The following is a 17,195-nucleotide window of genomic DNA, read 5'->3' on the forward strand; positions in this document are numbered from 1 at the left end:
TTGACCTGGAACACCTGCCCAGCTGCTCGGAAGAGTTCAGGGTCTCCAGTCAAATTTAATCAAAAGGATGATGGCAGCCTTAAATAGCGCCTGCTAATCAATTAATAAATAGCGCCTGCTAATCAATTAATATGTCTAGTAGGCGATATTGCTGAAAGCTGGTTTTTGTCGTTGATAAGCGTCTAAATAAACCTGTTCGAGGCGATTAGTTGCTTTTTAATTGGAAAAAGATATTTGCCGTTACTTGTGAAAGTCGCATAATCTATCTTATGGAACTTGACTAAGCCATTGGAATCCGAACACCTATTTTACAGCCGCGACCGGTTGGAAATGTCCGTGAAGAATCGTAGGCACGCGTCCATAGCGATCCTGTGTCAATGACCGTGGAATCGGGACCCATGTTTCGCGCAAAAGGAACCCCGGTTTGGGGCGGTGAAGGCCACGGCGGTGAGCGCCCGATTAAATGAAGCTGGTCAGGGTTGCACAGCCTGATTGGGCGCGCCTGATTGGCTTTTCGGCTTTAGCTTTGAGAGGGGCTTTTGAAGCGCCAGGGATTCGTTTCCGGTCTCGACGATCTCGCAAAGATCCGTAAGGTGATCAAGCAGCGCGGTCGTCTTGGCGTCGCCGAAGACGCTCGGCCATTCACCGAAGGCGAGATTGGTGGTGATGATGATTGAGGTGCGCTCGTAGAGCCGGCTGATGAGATGGAAGAGCAATTGGCCACCGGATTGGGCGAAGGAGAGATAGCCGAGTTCATCGAGCACGACGAAGTCGAGCCGGGTCAGGTGATCGGCAATTTGGCCCTGGCGGCCGGCGCGGGTCTCGGTGTCGAGCCTGTTGACCAGATCGACGACATTGAAGAAGCGGCCGCGAGCGTTAGGAAGGTGGCTAATGCCGCCTAACTCTCGCTTAGGAACACCAACCATCCCGGCCGAAGTGACCGGAACTACGGAGCTTCGCTAGCAGGATGCTGGCTGTTCCGCGGTGATCAACCTTCGCTTGCTCACTCAGCGGAGACGCATTCCAGTCAGCCAATTCTGCCACCAAAAGAGCGGTGTCCCCGTTTACCGATGCGCATCTAAGTTGTCCGTTCTTCCCCATCACGATTATAGCTGTGCCGATTACGCCATATCCAATCGCAGCTATCCTCTGAACGCAGGTGTCGTCGTCGACGCGAACATCGAACAGAACCGACCCATCGGTTTCTTCCGCGGCGTCAGCCACACGATCACAGAACGGTCGATTGAGGCCCTCGATGTTGCCGAGTGACTGTTCAAACAAGGCCAATTCTACATGCTCCGCCACCATAGCTGCGAGAATGCGCGCCGGTTGGCCCAATCGGCAAGCCGCCACGGCTGATTATCCACACCAGCCATCCCTGGTCCTTTTCATAAGCGACAGGACGACCGTTAGCAGAGGGGGGTGTGTCGGGCCGAAGTCCCGATAGCGATCACGCCCCGGATCCAATGCGGTGTTGCGAAAGGCAGCAAGCAAGCCGCCCTTCCCTCAGCCTCCGGATCGCAGCCGTCTAGAGGCTCCGTGACAACATCAGGCATCCTTGGGAAGCACCTGAAGTACCCGTGCGATGAACATATGGAACTCGGCCATGTAGTTGCGCAAGAACTCCTGCGTGGATTCGACCGTGACTTCGCCGCTCTCCGTGATCAGGCCCGGCGTGAACTGGATGTAGGCTTCCGGAGCGTTCATCTGCGGGGAGTTGCAGAAGCTAAGCACGCTGCGCAGGCTCTGCTGGGCCACGGCGGTCCCTATGGTTCCGGGCGAGGTCCCAATGACAGCTGAGGGCTTGCGGGCGAAGGAGTTCTTGCCATAAGGGCGGCTGGCCCAGTCGATTGCGTTCTTCAACCCACCTGGGATCGAGCGGTTATACTCGGGCGTTATGAAAAGGACTGCCTCCACAGCGGCGATAGAGTCTTTGAAGGCGCGCGCGACAGGTGGAAAGTCAGCATCGTAGTCGTAGCTGTAGAGCGGCAAATCCTTGAAGGAAATCTCCGACATTTCAAGCTCTGGTGGAGCAAGCTGCACAAGCGCTTTCGCAAGCTTGCGATTGATYGATGCCGTGGCGAGGCTACCAATCAGATAGCCGACTTTGTGCGTGGTCATCAGGCACTCCCATATTGCCGCCCCCAAACAGTATCTGCTCAGTCAAAGTCGGGCACCAGCACATTTAGGCAAGCGGCTGGAGCCAACTGCTGCAGGGTTCACGACGCGATGAAGCGAAAATCGAAAGAGCGGGTACCTGCGCTGCTGGTTCGTGGCGACAGGTTGCGGACAGTTTAGGTGACGGCCACACCGCAGCTCACAGTCTCATTTGAGCTGCCAGCGAGCCACCAAGCGACTGAGTGGATCCGCACAACGAAATCAATGATATCCGACATTTGTACGGACCTTGCCGCGAAACACCCAATAGGACCAGCCGGTGTACATCAGGATCACCGGCAGCAACACGAGCGTGCCGACAAGCAGGAACGCTTGCGTGCGCTCGGACGAAGCCGATTCCCAAAGCGTGAAATGATAAGGAACAATCATCGGAAAGAGGCTGATCGCGATACCGACGTAAGAGAGCATGAAAAGACCGATGGCGCCGATGAAGGGCTTTATCTCACTTGCGCTGTCCAGAAACCGCCACGTGAAGAATGCCACCGCCGCGGTCGCTAAGGGCACCGGGGCCAAATATAGAACGTTGGGCCAGGCAAACCAGCGCGAGGCGATGGCCTCGCTCATGAATGGGGTCCAGATGCTGACCAAGCCGATACCGATGAGCACGCCAACAAGGCACGCGCGGCCGTGCCGACGCGCTGTTTCCTGTACCGCTCCGTTTGTCTTCAAGATCAGCCAGCCCGCGCCCAAAAGCCCATAGCCGAACAGAAGGGCAAAGCCCGTCAAAAGCGAGAACGGCGTCAGAAAGTCGAAGGACCCTCCCGAGAACTGCCTGCCAGTGACCTCGAAACCCTGGATGAAGGCGCCGAGCACGACCCCTTGAGCAAAGGTGGCGACGGCCGAGCCATAGCAGAAACCATGGTCCCAGAAGGTCTTGTGCTCGGCATCGCGGAAGCGGAACTCGAACGCCACGCCACGGAACACCAGCGCCAGCAGCATGACGAGGATGGGAAAATACACCGCGGGAATGATGATGGCGAAGGCAAGCGGAAACGCCGCAAGAAGTCCCAGGCCGCCCAGCACCAGCCATGTCTCGTTGCCGTCCCAGATCGGCGCGATCGAGTTCATGATCGTGTTGCGGGACGCCGTGTCGGGCGCGAAGCCGTAAAGCATGCCGACGCCAAGGTCGAAGCCGTCCAGAAGCACGTAGAAGAACACCGCCATGCCGAGGATCAGTGTCCAGATCGGCACGAAATCCAGCACTTGGGTCATCGCACTTCCCCCTCTCGAAGTTCGACCGCTCCGGCACGAACCGGCGCCTCGGGCCTACCCCCTTCGATCTCAGCGCCCTCATCGGCGACGATGGACGGGCCTTTGCGCACGATGCGCAGCATCAGGAAGAGGCCCGCAGGATAGATGATGAGATAGACGGCGATGTAGCCAAGCAGCGAGATCACAACATCGGACCTCGTCAGCGACGGTGTCACCGATTCCGCCGTACGCAGCAGGCCGTAGACCGTCCAGGGCTGGCGTCCGACCTCGGTGGTGATCCATCCGGCGATAACCGCCACGAAGCCGATGGGCGCCGCGATCTGAGTGATCGTGAGAAAAGCCGGCGAAGTGTCCAGCCGGCCGCGCCAGCGAAGCCATCCACCAAAAAGGACGAGGCCGAGCATCAGCAGGCCGCAGCCGACCATGATCCGGAAGGCGAAGAAGGGGATCGCGACGGGCGGACGCTGATCGGCCGGAAAGTCCTTGAGGCCCTTGATCTCGCCGTCAAGCTGGTGGGTTAGGATGAGGCTCCCAAGCCAGGGAAGGTCGATGGCAAATCGGTTGCGCTCGCCGTTGTCGTCCGGAATGGCGAACAGGGTAAGTGGCACCTGCCGCGCGGTTTCCCAACGCGCTTCGATTGCAGCGAGCTTTGCCGGCTGGTGCTCAAGCGTATTCAGACCATGCTGGTCGCCGATGAAAATCTGGAGTGGGACCAGCACTGTAAGCAGCCAGAGCGTCATCGACAGCATCGTTCGCCCTTCCGCGGCCGACCTCCCGCGACGCATCAGATAGGCGCCGACGCCCATGACGACGAAGCCGGTCGTGACGAAGAAGGCGACGACGGTGTGCGCCAACCTGTAGGGAAAGGAAGGATTGAAGACCACCTTGAACCAGTCGGTCGGGAAGAACCGGCCGTCGATGATCTCGTAGCCGGCCGGCGTCTGCATCCAGCTATTGGCCGACAGGATCCAGAAGGAAGAAAGCAAAGTTCCCAGTGCCACCATCAGCGCGGCGACAAAATGCGCCCAGCGTGGCACCAGCTGCCGTCCGAACAGAAGGACGCCAAGGAAGGCCGCCTCCAGGAAGAACGCCGTCAGGCCCTCATAGGCGAAAAGCGGTGAAAGGACATTGGCGGTCGCGTCGGAAAAGCGGCTCCAGTTCGTGCCGAACTGGAAAGGCATCACAACGCCTGTGACGACGCCCATCCCGAATGCAATCGAGAATATTTTGATCCAGAACGTCGAGATGCGGAGATAGATGTCCTTCCCGGTGAAAAAATTGAGGCCCTCCAGCATCGCGATGAAGGCGGCCAACCCAACGGTGATGGCCGGCAGCAGGATGTGCCAGCCGATCACCCAGGCAAATTGCAGTCGCGACAGGAATACAGGATCAAAATCCATTACTCGTCTCTCCCGATGCAGGCGAGCCGGCGAGAATCACTTCATATGCTGCGGCAGCCGCCACAGAGATCACGCCTCGCTTCAACGCCGTGATCAAGCTATAGAAATTGGCGTCGGTGTCGATACAAGGATTCGAAACCGCTCTTCTGTCTAGTCTTCAATCTCGAACCTGCCCACCAAATGTACCCTAGTGAGCCTTTCGAAGGAGACAGCCAAAGGAGTTGTCCAGCGGCTACTGCGTCGAAATGGGACAGTCGGCGGCGCCCCCGTTCGCCGCTGCAAAGAATTGATCGCAAAGCCTACGGCATTTGCTGGGATTCAGTCCTGTAACTGCACTATGCGAAGATATGGCCGAAGCTCCGTTCGGCCTTGCGGAAACCGTTCCTTGGCTTGTACGTCGGTGAGGCTTGGCGAGATGATGACCGGCTGACCCGGCTGCCACTGTTCACCGAGGCTGTACAGCACAGCCAGAGGTGCGATCGACACCCCGGTGCACGACCCGGTTGCCTAGTGACCCGGCAACTGTGCTGCTAATACGGGCATAGTGGATTTGCGCCCGCGACCCGCCGCCGAGGTGGGTTTTTCATTTCGGCGCCATACTCACACACCCTGGTTTCACGCAAGGGTGATGCCTGTTGATGAAACTTCCCCCGAGGAAGCGCGTTGCGTGGGTTCAGCCAATCCGAGGCCTGTCCCATGTACGTTGCGTGGTCTTCCAAGCCACTGTCTGTCGCCACCGGCATAAGCAGCGACATTCGAAACCTTATTAACGCTCGGCAAGCTTTTGACCTGCTCAACGATCATTGGCGCAGTGAAAGAAGCGACAAGCACCGATCTGCGAAACGGGCGGTGCCGACAGGCCTTGAACGGCAATGTTCCCGCCGACATCGCAAGAGATGCGTTCATCGACGCAGCGCGGGAAGCGCACATGTTGGTCGATTGTGCGAACCAATAGACAATGCCGGGATGGACCATTTCCCGCCACTAGCGAGGGCGCCATGAACGCAACAACCCAATTGCACGAACTCGGCCAGAGCCTTTGGTTGGACAACATCACCCGCGATCTGCTGAGCAGTGGCACCCTTCGGCGCTATTGCACCGAATTTTCTGTGACTGGGTTGACGTCGAACCCCACAATTTTCGATGAAGCCATTAGAAACAGCGCGGCTTACGACGAGACCCTTCACCGAAAAGGCGGGGACGGGCAAAGCGGCGAGCAGCTATTCTTCGAATTGGCGCTCGAAGACCTGACGCAGGCCGCAGCACTGTTCCGTCCGGTCCATGAAGCGACGGGCGGCGTCGATGGCTGGGTTTCCCTGGAAGTGTCGCCTCTGCTGGCTAACGATGCCGGCGGCACCGTCGAGGCTGCAAAGCTGCTGCACGCACAGGCGCACTGTTCCAACCTGTTCATCAAGATTCCGGGCACGGCCGCAGGTGTCGAGGCAATCGAGGCTTCGATTTTCGCCGGGGTCCCCGTGAATGTCACCCTGCTGTTTTCGCGTGAGCAGTACATAGCGGCGGCTGACGCGTATTGCCGAGGCATTCAGCGCCGGATCCATGCCGGGCTCGACCCGAAGATCGCCTCGGTCGCCTCGATCTTCGTCAGCCGCTGGGACAAGGCGGTGATGGACAAGGTTAGCCCAGCGCTGCGGAACCGCCTCGGCATCGCCATATCCGGGCAAGTCTATAAAGCCTACCGGGAGGGGCTTGCCTCTTCCGGGTGGCGCAAGCTGGCCAATGCCGGCGCACTGTCACAGCGTCTGCTTTGGGCGAGCACCGGGACCAAGGATCCGCAGCTTCCGCAATCCTATTACATTGAAGCGCTCGCCGCACCGGACACCATCAACACCATTCCGGAGAAGACGCTTCATGCGTTCTCGAAAGAGGGTGCGGTGAGGGGCGTTATGCGGGAGGATGGCGGCGAGAGCGAAATAGTGCTTGGCGACTTTGCAAAAGCCGGCGTCGACATTCAGGCGCTTGCCGCGCGGCTCCAGCTGGAAGGCGCGCAATCCTTCACCAAATCGTGGACTGATCTGATGGCGGTGATTGCGTCGAAGAGCGAGCAGTTACACCGCCACGCTTCGGCCGGCGGATGATGAGCGCGCTTCTTGCGGCCAGGACATTGCCGCTCACGCAACTTGCAGCCTGGAAGGCATTGCTAACGCACTACCAGGACGTGCGCCTGTTACATCTGCGACAGCTCTTCGCCAATGATCCCCAGCGGGGTAAGCGTTTCGCCATCGACGCCTGCGGACTTTATCTCGACTATTCGAAAAACCGCATCACGGCTGAGACGGTCCAGCTTCTCATTGAACTTGCCGAGGCGTGCAGGCTGCGTGAGCGCATCGAAGCGATGTTCAGCGGTCAGAAGATCAATGTGACGGAGCAGCGCGCGGTGCTTCACACGGCGCTGCGCGCGCCTATTGGCGAGCGAATTTTAGTCGACGGTATCGACGTCGTGCCGGAAGTACACGCGGTGCTCGGCAAGATGGCCGATTTCACGGACAAGATTCACAGCGGCGCATGGCACGGCCATACAGGCCTGCCGATCCGAAACGTCATCAATATCGGCATCGGCGGCTCGGACCTCGGGCCCGTCATGGCCTATGAAGCACTGCGCCATTATAGCCGCCGCGACATGGTTTTCCGCTTCATCTCAAACATCGACGGGACCGACTTCGTTGAAGCGACGCGGGACCTGAATCCTGAAGAAACGCTGTTCATCATCTGCTCGAAGACGTTCAGGACGTTGGAAACGCTGACGAACGCTCACACCGCACGGGAATGGATACTGCACAAGCTGGGCGACGAGCAGGCGGTCGCCCGGCATTTCGTCGCCGTCTCGACCAATGCCGAAGGGGTCGCCGAATTCGGCATCGACACCAATCAGATGTTTGGCATGTGGGATTGGGACGGTGGCCGCTATTCGATGGATTCGGCGATCGGCCTATCCACCATGCTCGCCGTCGGGGGGGACAATTTCCAGGCGATGCTGTCGGGCTTCCACGACATGGACCAGCACTTCCGAACCGCGCCGTTCGGTGAGAACCTGCCGGCGCTGATGGGCCTGCTCGCAGTTTGGTACAACAATTTCTTCGAGGCGCGGACGGTCGCGATACTACCCTACGAGCAATATCTAAAGCGCTTTCCTGCCTATCTCCAGCAACTGACGATGGAAAGCAACGGCAAGCACGTCACGCTTGGCGGCACGAAAGTCGATTACCAGACAGGGCCGATCTATTGGGGCGAACCTGGCACCAACGGGCAGCATTCATTCTATCAACTGATTCAYCAGGGAACCAAGCTGGTTCCGTGCGACTTCATCGGGTTTTGCCAGGCATTGAATCCGCTGGGACGCCACCACGATCTCCTGATGGCAAATCTTTTCGCGCAGACCGAGGCGCTGGCTTTCGGCAAAACGGAAGATGAAGTCAGGGCCGAAGGGACGCCGGACTGGCTGATTCCGCACCGCACCTTCGAAGGTAACGGCCCCACCAACACTCTGCTTGCCGAGCGCCTGACCCCAAAGACCCTCGGCAGTCTAGTGGCGCTCTACGAGCACAGCGTCTTCACGCAAGGCGTCATCTGGAACATCGACTCATTTGACCAATGGGGCGTCGAGCTGGGCAAGGCACTGGCCGAGAAAACAATCTCTGAGCTGGCAGCCTCCGAGATCCCAAATCTCCAACATGACAGTTCGACCAACGCTTTGATCGAGCGCTATCGCCGATTCCGGAGGCGAAAGAAATGAAATGCGGTGAGGCCGGTCGCCCATGGCGCCGACCTGACCAAACCTTCAACAGCGCAACCCGCCAGCACTTTGACAGTCGGGTTGCATAAACCCGATCAAAGGATTTCCCATGAAACCGGTGCCACTTGACCAGCTTTGTATCAACACGCTGCGAACGCTTTCCATTGACGCGGTTCAGAAAGCAAAATCTGGCCATCCCGGAACGCCGCTGGATGCCGCGCCGACGGCCTATTGCCTGTGGCAGCGCTTCCTGCGCTACGACCCTGCCGACCCTGATTGGCCGAACCGCGACCGCTTCGTTCTTTCGGCCGGGCATGCCTGCGCCCTGCTCTACAGCTTGCTTTACCTGTGCGGCGTCAAGGCAAAGGGCCCGAGCTATCCATCGGGCGATCGACTTGCCGTGATGTTGGACGATCTCAAGAATTTTCGCCAAGCTGGCAGCCACTGCACGGGGCATCCCGAATATGGCTGGACCTCGGGCGTGGAAACCACGACAGGTCCTCTCGGACAAGGCGCCGCGACAAGCGTTGGCATGGCAATTGCGGAACAGTGGCTGGCGGCCACGTACAATCGACCCGACTATGCTCTGTTCTCGCACAACGTCTATGCCCTGTGCAGCGACGGCGACATGATGGAGGGGCTCAGCAGCGAGGCAGCATCGCTGGCGGGACACCTCAAATTGTCGAACCTCTGCTGGATCTACGACGACAATCACATCACCATCGAGGGTCCTACTGCCCTTACGTTCACTGAAGATGTGGCAACCCGCTTCGCCGCATACGGATGGCACGTCGAGCGGGTAAGCGATGCAAACGATCTGGTGTTGCTGGGCAAGGCCTATCAGACGTTCATCGATACGCATGACCGCCCCACGCTGATCATCGTTCAAAGCCATATCGGTTATGGCGCGCCGCACAAGCATGACACAAACAAAGCTCACGGAGAGGCGCTGGGCACCGAAGAGGTTCGGCTGACGAAGGAATTCTACGGCTGGGATCCGGACGCCGATTTCAAGGTTCCGGAAGGGGTCGTGGCGCATTTCCGCGCACATATGGGCAAGCGTGGGGACGCCGCTCATGCCGCCTGGCGAAAATTGTTCGCGGCCTATCGTAAACAATATCCCGACCTGGCCGAACAGATCGATCAGATGCAGCTACGTGAAGTTGCTCCCGGGTGGGACGCCTCGCTACCCGTCTTCGCGGCCGATGCGAAAGGCCTCGCGACGCGGGACTCATCCGGTCAGGTGTTGAACGCCATCGCGGAACACATGCCATGGCTGATGGGTGGCGCGGCCGACCTGTCCCCGTCAACCAAAACGAGCCTCGAATTTGACTTTGCCGGCGACTTTCAGACCCCCAAGGGTGAACAGGCCGTGAGCTACGGCGGGCGGAATTTCCACTTCGGCCTGCGCGAACATGCCATGTGCGCCATCGGCAACGGCATGAGCCTGTCGAAGCTACGGCCGTTCGTCTCCAGCTTCCTGATCTTCACCGACTATTGCCGCGCGGCGCTGAGGTTGAGTTCGATGATGGAACTCCCGCTCATCTCCATCTGGACCCATGATTCCATAAGTCTCGGCGAGGACGGGCCAACCCATCAGCCCATCGAGCAGCTTGCCTCGTTCCGCGCCATGCCCGGCATGGTCGTGCTGCGCCCTGCAGACGCGAACGAAGTCGTGGAGGCATGGAAGGTCATCATGCATCTGAGGGACAGGCCCGTCTGCCTCGTGCTGACGAGACAGGCTGTGCCGACGATCGATCGCTCGATCTATGCGAACGCAGGCGGCGTGGCGCAGGGCGCCTATGTGCTGGCCGATACTCCCGACGGCAAGCCCGATGTCCTGCTGCTGGCGACTGGCAGCGAAGTCGCGCTCTGCGTGGCGGCCTATGAACAGCTGAAGGCCGAGGGCATCAAGGCGCGCGTCGTCAGCATGCCGTCATGGGAATTGTTCGAAAGCCAAGTGAAGGACTATCGCGAGATGGTCCTGCCGCCCGCGGTAAAGGCCCGGGTGGCGGTCGAGGAAGCATCTGGTTTCGGGTGGGAGCGCTATACGGGCTTCGACGGCGCTATCCTCGCTCTGCACAGTTTCGGCTTGTCAGCACCATCGAAAGTTGTCGCAGAACACTTCGGATTCGAACCAGCACACGTCGTCGTGGCAGCGAAAGCGCAGATCGCAGGCATTCAAGCTCCAGCTAGCGCGGCTTTCACCAAATGAGGCAATCAGCACGATCATGAACATCAGTCCATTGGCCGGAAAGCCGGCCCCGCCCGACATGCTGGTCAATGTCGCCAAGCTTGTCACGGCCTACTATAGCCAAGCGCCGGACCCTTCCAACGCGTTGCAGCGCGTGGCATTCGGGACTTCAGGGCATCGCGGGTCGGCATTCGAGAGAACGTTCAACGAAGCACATGTTCTGGCAATCAGCCAAGCAATTTGCCTGTACCGCAAGCGACAGGGCATCGACGGCCCGATCTTCATCGGCATCGATACACATGCCCTTTCGGAACCGGCGTTTGCGAGCGCACTGGAAGTGCTGGCCGCGGACGGAGCGGAGGTCATGATGGCCGCGGGTGGCGGGTATACGCCCACCCCGGCCGTCTCTCATGCGATCCTCGCCTACAATCATGGCCGAAAGACCGGGCTCGCCGATGGCATCGTCATCACGCCATCGCACAATCCGCCCGGCGACGGCGGCTTCAAGTACAATCCGCCTAATGGCGGCCCGGCGGATACCGACGTCACCGGCTGGATCGAAAACCAGGCCAATGACTTGCTTCTAAGCAGCCTGAAAGGCGTGCGGCGGGTGCCGTTCGAGAAAGCCCTCCATGCGCCGACAAGCCATGAGTACGATTTCCTGAATAGTTACGTGAACGATCTGGGCAACGTGATCGATATGGACGCCATTCGCGAAGCGCATGTTCGCATGGGTGTCGACCCGCTCGGCGGCGCGGGAGTCCACTACTGGCCAGCCATTGCCGACCGCTACAAGCTCGACCTGACCATCGTCAATCGGCAGGTCGATCCCACCTTTCGTTTCATGACGGTCGACTGGGATGGCCAGATCCGCATGGACCCGTCTTCATCCTACGCCATGCAAAGTCTGATCAACATGAAGGACCAATTCGACATCGCTTTCGCCTGCGACACCGATCACGACCGGCACGGCATCGTCACGCGCACCGACGGGCTGCTGCCGCCCAATCACTATTTGTCGGTGGCGATTGACTATCTGTTCCAGCATCGCCCCGAATGGCGCGGGGACGCAGCCGTCGGAAAGACGGTGGTAAGCAGCCAGATGATCGATCGCGTCAGCGCCAGCCTCAGGCGCAGGCTGTACGAAGTGCCGGTCGGTTTCAAATGGTTCGCCAAGGGGCTTCAGGACGGCTCGCTGGGTTTTTGCGGCGAGGAAAGCGCCGGAGCGACGTTCATGCGCCGCAACGGTGCCGTCTGGACGACCGACAAGGATGGCATCGTTCCAGCCTTGCTGTCGGCAGAGATCATGGCGAGCATGGGCAAGGACCCCGGCGAGGTTTATCGCGACCTGACGAACGATCTGGGCGAGCCGGTTGCCGACCGTATCCAGGCCATCGCGACCCCGGCACAAAAGGAAAAGCTGTCGAAGCTTTCACCCAAGCAGATCACGTCGAAGACCTTGGCCGGAGAGCCGATCAAGTCGGTGCTCAGCCGTGCGCCGGGCAACAACGCTGAAATCGGCGGCGTCAAGGTGGCCACGGAAAACGGCTGGTTTGCCGCGCGTCCCTCGGGCACCGAGGATATCTACAAGATCTACGGAGAGAGTTTTCGCGGACAAGACCATTTGCGCGAAATCCTGACTGAGGCGCAGACGATCGTCGACCACGCGTTCGGGACACCCAAAGGAAACTGAACTGGCCGCACCGCTGGCGATGATCGATGCCTACTTCCCGAGGAAATGCTCCCCGGGATAAACGATCGTTCCATCCTCGCGAACGACAGCGCCGGGCGTCAGGCTGGCCTCCTCGACATGACCCGCCCCAAGGATGTGCATGACGCGTTCGCCTTCTCCGAGCAGGTAATCGGCAATGATACGGCGGTGGCAGCGCCACCAGACGGCTTCCGCGCACATGATTGCGCAGCGATGCTCACTGCCAAGCTCTCGCAGTTGCGCCAAGCCTTTGGCGAACGGCTCCGTCAGTGCATAGTCGGCGTAGTTGCGAAAGCTATTAACGCGCCAATAGCTATTGGGGGAAGGCACCGGCCCACGCGCCTTGCCCCGCAAGCCGCCGAGCGCAGCGATATGCTCATAGCCGATCCGCCACGGCGTCAACGTTGTGGGAAGGCTGTCTTCGTTGAACTGCGGATTGGTGCGCGAGCGCGGCATCGACCTCACATCGACAACGAAATCGACACGAGACTCCTGAAGCAGTTCGGCGAACTCGACGATCGTACGCGTGGAATGGCCTATGGTGAAGAAGCTGTTCGTTTCGATTCCAATCTGACGGCGCACGGCGACCGTGGCCACCTCGACGCGGATTGTAGCCTGTTTATCTTCCAGATCAAAAAAGCCGCCTGCATCGGGAAGCGATTCGCTGGAACCGAATTCGAGCGCAAAGGTTGAGTGGTGGATCATCGCCATTCGATTGCGCCATCCAGGTGCGGAATGGCGTCTTGATTCCGCGAGAATCCCTGTCACCCTTGGTCGAGCCACATGGCGGATAGATTCGAAGTCGGCGATCACGTGAGCTGGAATTCGGAAGCCGGGGGCGTCAGCGGCACGATCGTTCGTGTGCACAAACACAATTTCGATGTTCATGGCTACACGCACCATGCAAGCGCCGAAGCGCCGCAATACGAGATAAAGAGCAGCAAGACCGACCATATTGCCTTCCACAAGGGTTCGGCGCTCACCAGACTTCGCGACTGACTTTCGTCAGACGCGATTGATCAAAGAAGGCGGTTGCCCGATGCCCACCAACACGCAGCCTCGTTCGCCCGAGCCCCTCCGCGCCAAGCTCAGCGACGCCGACGATCGGATCCGTCTCAATCATTGGATGCCGCCGCAACAGGGGATTTTCCCACGCATCCGCATTGGGACTCGCTGGATCAATACGCTATGGGCGCTGCCGATCGGCGCCGCCGCGCTGCTCTGCATGATTGCCTTGGCACAAAGCTTGCGCGAGCTTCCGAGCGTGACCGTCTTCATCCAAAACCATCCAGGCATCGCGCAATCGGCGCCGGCGGTGGACTCCGGTTTCCCTTGGTGGCTGCAAGTCCAGCATTTCCTGAACATGTTCTTCATGCTGTTCATCATGCGGGCAGGCCTGCAGATCCTGGCTGATCATCCGCGGCTCTATTGGGGCCGCGACTGCACGCCGGGGAACGATTGGTTTCGCTTCCAGGTACCCCTCCCGACGGGCCGTATCTGGACCGCCAAGGATGATTCCGTCACGCTGCCGACATGGCTCGGCATTCCCGGATTGCGCCATACGCTCGGCCTGTCGCGTTGGTGGCATTTCTCGGTCAACCTCTTGTGGCTGATCAACGGCATCGCCTTTTACGCCCTACTGTTCTCCACCGACCAATGGCGCAGGTTGGTGCCGTTGACCTGGGAGGTATTTCCGGCCGCGCTGTCGACAGCGATCCAGTATGCCTCGCTGAACTTTCCCGTCGACGAGGGCTGGACCCGCTACAACGGCCTCCAGCAGCTCACCTACTTCATCACCGTCTTCGTCGCGGCGCCCATCTCGATTTTCACCGGGCTAATGCAAAGCCCGGCAATCTCCAATGCAGTCGGGTGGTTCGGCAGGGTGTTCAATCGGCAGGCGATGCGCTCGGTTCACTTCATCTCGTTCGCCTGGTTCGTCGGCTTCATCCTGGCGCATGGCGCCATGGTGTTCGTCACCGGCATTCGGCAGAACACCAACCACATGTTCGCCGGCGTCGACAACGCGTCATGGACGGGCTTTCCCCTGTTTCTCCTCGCCATGGCCATCCTGGTTGTCGCGTGGCTTGTCGCCTCGCCCTTTACTATCCGGTACGCCCGTCTCGTGCAGCGCACGGGCGCGTTCATGATAGGCTGGCTGATGGGGTTGGCCGAGAGATGGGATCCGCAATCGCAACTTACAAAACAGGACATCTCGCCCTACTTCTGGCCGAACGGTACGATGCCGGATTCCAAGGAATTCGACGACCTCGTTGCCGAGAACTTCGCCAACTACCTGCTTCGTATTGGTGGCCTTGTCGAGGCGCCGCGCGACTTCTCGATGGCCGACCTAATGGCGATGGCGAAGCAAGAGCAGATCACGACGCATTTCTGCATCCAGGGTTGGTCCGGAGTCGCCGAATGGGGCGGCGTCCCCATGCGCGATATTCTCGATCTGGTGAAACCGACACCGGAGGCCCGCTACGCGGTGTTCTACTCGCTGGCCGATGGAGCCGATGGCGGCCGCTACTACGACGTCCACAAGATCGAAAACATGTATCATCACCTGACAATCCTCGCATACGAGATGAACGGTGCGCCAGTCAGTATGCTGCATGGCGCACCTTTGCGGCTGCGGTGCGAAAACGAACTCGGTTTCAAGATGGTCAAATGGATCGCAGCGATCGAGTTCGTGCGCGACTTCGCCGACCTTGGTGCAGGCCAGGGCGGTTACAACGAGGACCATGAGTTCTATGGCTATCGCATGCCAATCTGACGTTCGCCCGCGCACGTCGGTGACCGAGCCGACGCGGACCGATGCGCCATCGCTATCTCAAACTGAAGAATTTGCAGGCAGGCAATGTCATGGCGCTGCAGGGTCTCAAGACGTACGAAATGGGTAGGTGTGGACGGCGGGCTGGAGCGTCACCATCTGAGAGTAGGCACAGGGCGATCCGACCAACGGACAGGCGACGGCAGGACGAGAAGTCGATGCTGCCGTCCAGTCCCTCCAGACTTGCCGCACGATAGGCAGCGTCAACGCGTGCAAGGCGTTTGAAACGTCACTTTCGGCTATATGAGAATGAACGCCCCGATAAGAAGCGCGCCAAGCCCGATCGCGACTATAAGCCGTGTGGTGAGATCCATCAGGTCAATTTCCTTATTGCCGTGTCTAGCGTCTCGAGTTGGACGAGACCGTCCGCACGGAATCGTCGGTCCACACCAATTGCTTCCGCGCCGGGAGAGAACCATGTCGGCAGCTTTGTCGGAGCAGAAACCGCGTGCGCCGCTGCCCTGCCCGGCGGCTATCATGAAACCAGCACATTCCGGAACTGCCAGGGATCGGATGTGTCGATCTCCTCTGGGAAGAGCCCAGGCCGGCCATCCAGAGGCGTCCAGTCCGTATAGACACCCACGAGAGAGCCAAGATAGGGCTTCTGGATCTCCAGGCAGCGCCGGAAGTCCAGATCTTCAACTTCCACGATGCCAGCCTCGGGGTTTTCAAGCGCCCAGACCATGCCTGCGAGCACAGCCGACGTGACCTGAAGCCCAGTAGCATTGTGATGGGGCACAAGCTGGCGTGTCTCTTCAATCGAGAGCTGCGAACCGTACCAAAACGCGTTTCTTGAATGCCCGTAAAGAAGCACGCCAAGTTCATCTATCCCGTCGACGATCTCGTTCTCGCCCAGGATATGGAACTTATCCTGGGCCTTGCCGGCCTTGCCGAACATTTCGTGCAACGACAGCACCGAATCGTCGCAAGGATGATAGGCGTAGTGGCAGGTCGGCCGATAGGCGACCTTTCCGTCATGATCGTGAACGGTAAAGTAGTCGGCAATCGTGATGGACTCGTTGTGGGTCACAAGGAAGGCATGCTGCGCCTGTGCTGTAGGCGTCCACGAGCGGACGCGTGTGTTGGCGCCAGGCTGAAGCAAATAGATCGCCGCCTTGGAGCCTTTGTCATGCGTTCGGCCGTTGGCTGGCATCCATCTTTCATGGGTGCCCCATCCAAGTTCGGCGGGTTGCAGGCCCTCGGACACGAAGCCTTCGACGGACCAGGTGTTGACAAACACGCCTACAGGCTTTGGCGAAAGGGCGCGCTGCGTGTCCCGCTCGGCAATATGCATGCCCTTCACCCCGACGCGATGCATCAAGACCGCCCATTGCTCTCGCGATTTCGGCTGTTCAAATTCCATTCCGATATCGCTTGCAAGGGTAAGCAGTGCTTGCTTTACCAGCCACGAGACCATTCCGGGATTGGCCCCGCAGCACGACACGGCAGTCGTGCCACCCGGGTTCCGGCGTTGTGCTTCGAGGATGACTTCGCGCAGCGCGTAGTTGGTGCGAGCCTCAGGCCCGACGCTGCTGTCGAAGTAGAAGCCCGCCCACGGTTCAGCGACGGTATCGATATAGAGCGCACCGATCTCCCTGCAGAGCTCCATGATGTCGCGCGATGATATGTCGACCGAAACATTGACGCAGAACCCTTGGCCACCACCTGCTGCCAGCAGAGGCGTGAGAATCTCGCGGTAGCCATCTGGTGTGACCGCTGCATGGACAAACCTGATCCCCCGCTCATCGAGGAGGTGGCGGTCGGTGTCGTCGGGATCGATCACCACAAGGCGTGACCGGTCAAACTCAAGATGGCGTTCGATCAACGGTAGCATTCCTTTGCCGATGGAGCCGAAGCCAATCATCACGATGGGGCCGGAAATTCGCGCGTGCACAGGCCAGGATTCGGTTTTCATATGC

Annotated in this window: 14 protein-coding genes and 2 pseudogenes; 8 read left to right on the forward strand and 8 right to left on the reverse strand. The window is 59.3% G+C overall.

Annotated features, from left to right (window positions below; genetic code table 11):
• Window positions 1-520 precede the first annotated feature (520 nt).
• The 6 genes and pseudogenes from AC1DZP_RS30255 to AC1DZP_RS30280 form a co-directional block, all read right to left on the reverse strand.
• Window positions 521-875, reverse strand: a pseudogene (locus AC1DZP_RS30255) (ATP-binding protein); the annotation flags it as partial.
• A gap of 34 nt (window positions 876-909) precedes the next feature.
• Window positions 910-1,308, reverse strand: a complete 399-nt coding sequence (locus AC1DZP_RS30260; protein WP_477307562.1) for a hypothetical protein — start codon at window positions 1,306-1,308, stop codon at window positions 910-912.
• Window positions 1,309-1,548: 240 nt separating this feature from the next.
• Window positions 1,549-2,121 (reverse strand): NADPH-dependent FMN reductase, encoded by a 573-nt coding sequence (locus tag AC1DZP_RS30265; RefSeq protein ID WP_477307463.1) that lies wholly within the window; start codon window positions 2,119-2,121, stop codon window positions 1,549-1,551.
• A gap of 258 nt (window positions 2,122-2,379) precedes the next feature.
• Window positions 2,380-3,390 (reverse strand): cytochrome d ubiquinol oxidase subunit II, encoded by a 1,011-nt coding sequence (gene cydB, locus AC1DZP_RS30270; RefSeq protein ID WP_477307465.1) that lies wholly within the window; start codon window positions 3,388-3,390, stop codon window positions 2,380-2,382.
• Window positions 3,387-4,790 carry a cytochrome ubiquinol oxidase subunit I gene (locus AC1DZP_RS30275; protein WP_477307467.1) on the reverse strand — a complete coding sequence of 468 codons (1,404 nt, stop codon included), beginning with the start codon at window positions 4,788-4,790 and terminating at the stop codon, window positions 3,387-3,389. The genes cydB and AC1DZP_RS30275 overlap by 4 nt, the downstream gene beginning before the upstream one ends.
• A gap of 318 nt (window positions 4,791-5,108) precedes the next feature.
• Window positions 5,109-5,276, reverse strand: a complete 168-nt coding sequence (locus tag AC1DZP_RS30280; RefSeq protein WP_477307469.1) for a hypothetical protein — start codon at window positions 5,274-5,276, stop codon at window positions 5,109-5,111.
• A 210-nt stretch (window positions 5,277-5,486) separates the two neighbouring features.
• Here AC1DZP_RS30280 and AC1DZP_RS30285 point away from each other — a divergent pair.
• The 6 genes and pseudogenes from AC1DZP_RS30285 to pgm form a co-directional block, all read left to right on the forward strand.
• Window positions 5,487-5,576 (forward strand): annotated as a pseudogene (locus AC1DZP_RS30285) (hypothetical protein); the annotation flags it as partial.
• 25 nt (window positions 5,577-5,601) lie between these two features.
• The gene (locus tag AC1DZP_RS30290) at window positions 5,602-5,745 is read left to right on the forward strand and encodes a DUF982 domain-containing protein (RefSeq protein ID WP_477307471.1); all 144 of its coding nucleotides are present in this window, start codon (window positions 5,602-5,604) and stop codon (window positions 5,743-5,745) included.
• A 43-nt stretch (window positions 5,746-5,788) separates the two neighbouring features.
• Window positions 5,789-6,886 (forward strand): transaldolase, encoded by a 1,098-nt coding sequence (gene tal / locus AC1DZP_RS30295; protein WP_477307473.1) that lies wholly within the window; start codon window positions 5,789-5,791, stop codon window positions 6,884-6,886.
• Window positions 6,886-8,541: a glucose-6-phosphate isomerase gene (gene pgi, locus AC1DZP_RS30300; RefSeq protein ID WP_477307475.1), complete on the forward strand. Its 1,656-nt coding sequence runs from the start codon at window positions 6,886-6,888 to the stop codon at window positions 8,539-8,541. The genes tal and pgi overlap by 1 nt, the downstream gene beginning before the upstream one ends.
• Before the next feature lie 109 nt (window positions 8,542-8,650).
• The gene (gene tkt / locus AC1DZP_RS30305) at window positions 8,651-10,756 is read left to right on the forward strand and encodes a transketolase (RefSeq protein WP_477307477.1); all 2,106 of its coding nucleotides are present in this window, start codon (window positions 8,651-8,653) and stop codon (window positions 10,754-10,756) included.
• A 16-nt stretch (window positions 10,757-10,772) separates the two neighbouring features.
• Window positions 10,773-12,428: a phosphoglucomutase (alpha-D-glucose-1,6-bisphosphate-dependent) gene (gene pgm, locus AC1DZP_RS30310; RefSeq protein ID WP_477307479.1), complete on the forward strand. Its 1,656-nt coding sequence runs from the start codon at window positions 10,773-10,775 to the stop codon at window positions 12,426-12,428.
• 30 nt (window positions 12,429-12,458) lie between these two features.
• On the opposite strand, the gene AC1DZP_RS30315 is transcribed toward pgm, so the two are convergent.
• Window positions 12,459-13,028 carry a DUF488 domain-containing protein gene (locus tag AC1DZP_RS30315; protein ID WP_477307564.1) on the reverse strand — a complete coding sequence of 190 codons (570 nt, stop codon included), beginning with the start codon at window positions 13,026-13,028 and terminating at the stop codon, window positions 12,459-12,461.
• Window positions 13,029-13,229: 201 nt separating this feature from the next.
• Here AC1DZP_RS30315 and AC1DZP_RS30320 point away from each other — a divergent pair, with 201 nt between their 5' ends.
• Both AC1DZP_RS30320 and AC1DZP_RS30325 read left to right on the forward strand, forming a co-directional pair.
• Entirely contained in the window at window positions 13,230-13,445 is a 216-nt protein-coding gene (locus tag AC1DZP_RS30320) for a hypervirulence associated TUDOR domain-containing protein (RefSeq protein ID WP_477307481.1), read from the forward strand.
• Window positions 13,446-13,485: 40 nt separating this feature from the next.
• Window positions 13,486-15,219 (forward strand): molybdopterin-dependent oxidoreductase, encoded by a 1,734-nt coding sequence (locus AC1DZP_RS30325; RefSeq protein WP_477307483.1) that lies wholly within the window; start codon window positions 13,486-13,488, stop codon window positions 15,217-15,219.
• A gap of 532 nt (window positions 15,220-15,751) precedes the next feature.
• On the opposite strand, the gene AC1DZP_RS30330 is transcribed toward AC1DZP_RS30325, so the two are convergent.
• Complete coding sequence (locus AC1DZP_RS30330; RefSeq protein WP_477307485.1) at window positions 15,752-17,191, reverse strand: homospermidine synthase; 1,440 nt, start codon at window positions 17,189-17,191, stop codon at window positions 15,752-15,754.
• Between the last annotated feature and the right edge of the window lie 4 nt (window positions 17,192-17,195).

The sequence above is a fragment of the Mesorhizobium sp. P2_F8 genome (assembly GCF_056403655.1).

Bases quoted from the DNA above. Each gene is read 5' to 3' on its own strand.
- AC1DZP_RS30260 (WP_477307562.1), bottom strand. From the start codon at position 1,308: ATGGTGGCGGAGCATGTAGAATTGGCCTTGTTTGAACAGTCACTCGGC.
- cydB (WP_477307465.1), bottom strand. From the start codon at position 3,390: ATGACCCAAGTGCTGGATTTCGTGCCGATCTGGACACTGATCCTCGGC.
- AC1DZP_RS30275 (WP_477307467.1), bottom strand. From the start codon at position 4,790: ATGGATTTTGATCCTGTATTCCTGTCGCGACTGCAATTTGCCTGGGTG.
- tal (WP_477307473.1), top strand. From the start codon at position 5,789: ATGAACGCAACAACCCAATTGCACGAACTCGGCCAGAGCCTTTGGTTG.
- tkt (WP_477307477.1), top strand. From the start codon at position 8,651: ATGAAACCGGTGCCACTTGACCAGCTTTGTATCAACACGCTGCGAACG.
- pgm (WP_477307479.1), top strand. From the start codon at position 10,773: ATGAACATCAGTCCATTGGCCGGAAAGCCGGCCCCGCCCGACATGCTG.
- AC1DZP_RS30320 (WP_477307481.1), top strand. From the start codon at position 13,230: ATGGCGGATAGATTCGAAGTCGGCGATCACGTGAGCTGGAATTCGGAA.
- AC1DZP_RS30325 (WP_477307483.1), top strand. From the start codon at position 13,486: ATGCCCACCAACACGCAGCCTCGTTCGCCCGAGCCCCTCCGCGCCAAG.
- AC1DZP_RS30330 (WP_477307485.1), bottom strand. From the start codon at position 17,191: ATGAAAACCGAATCCTGGCCTGTGCACGCGCGAATTTCCGGCCCCATC.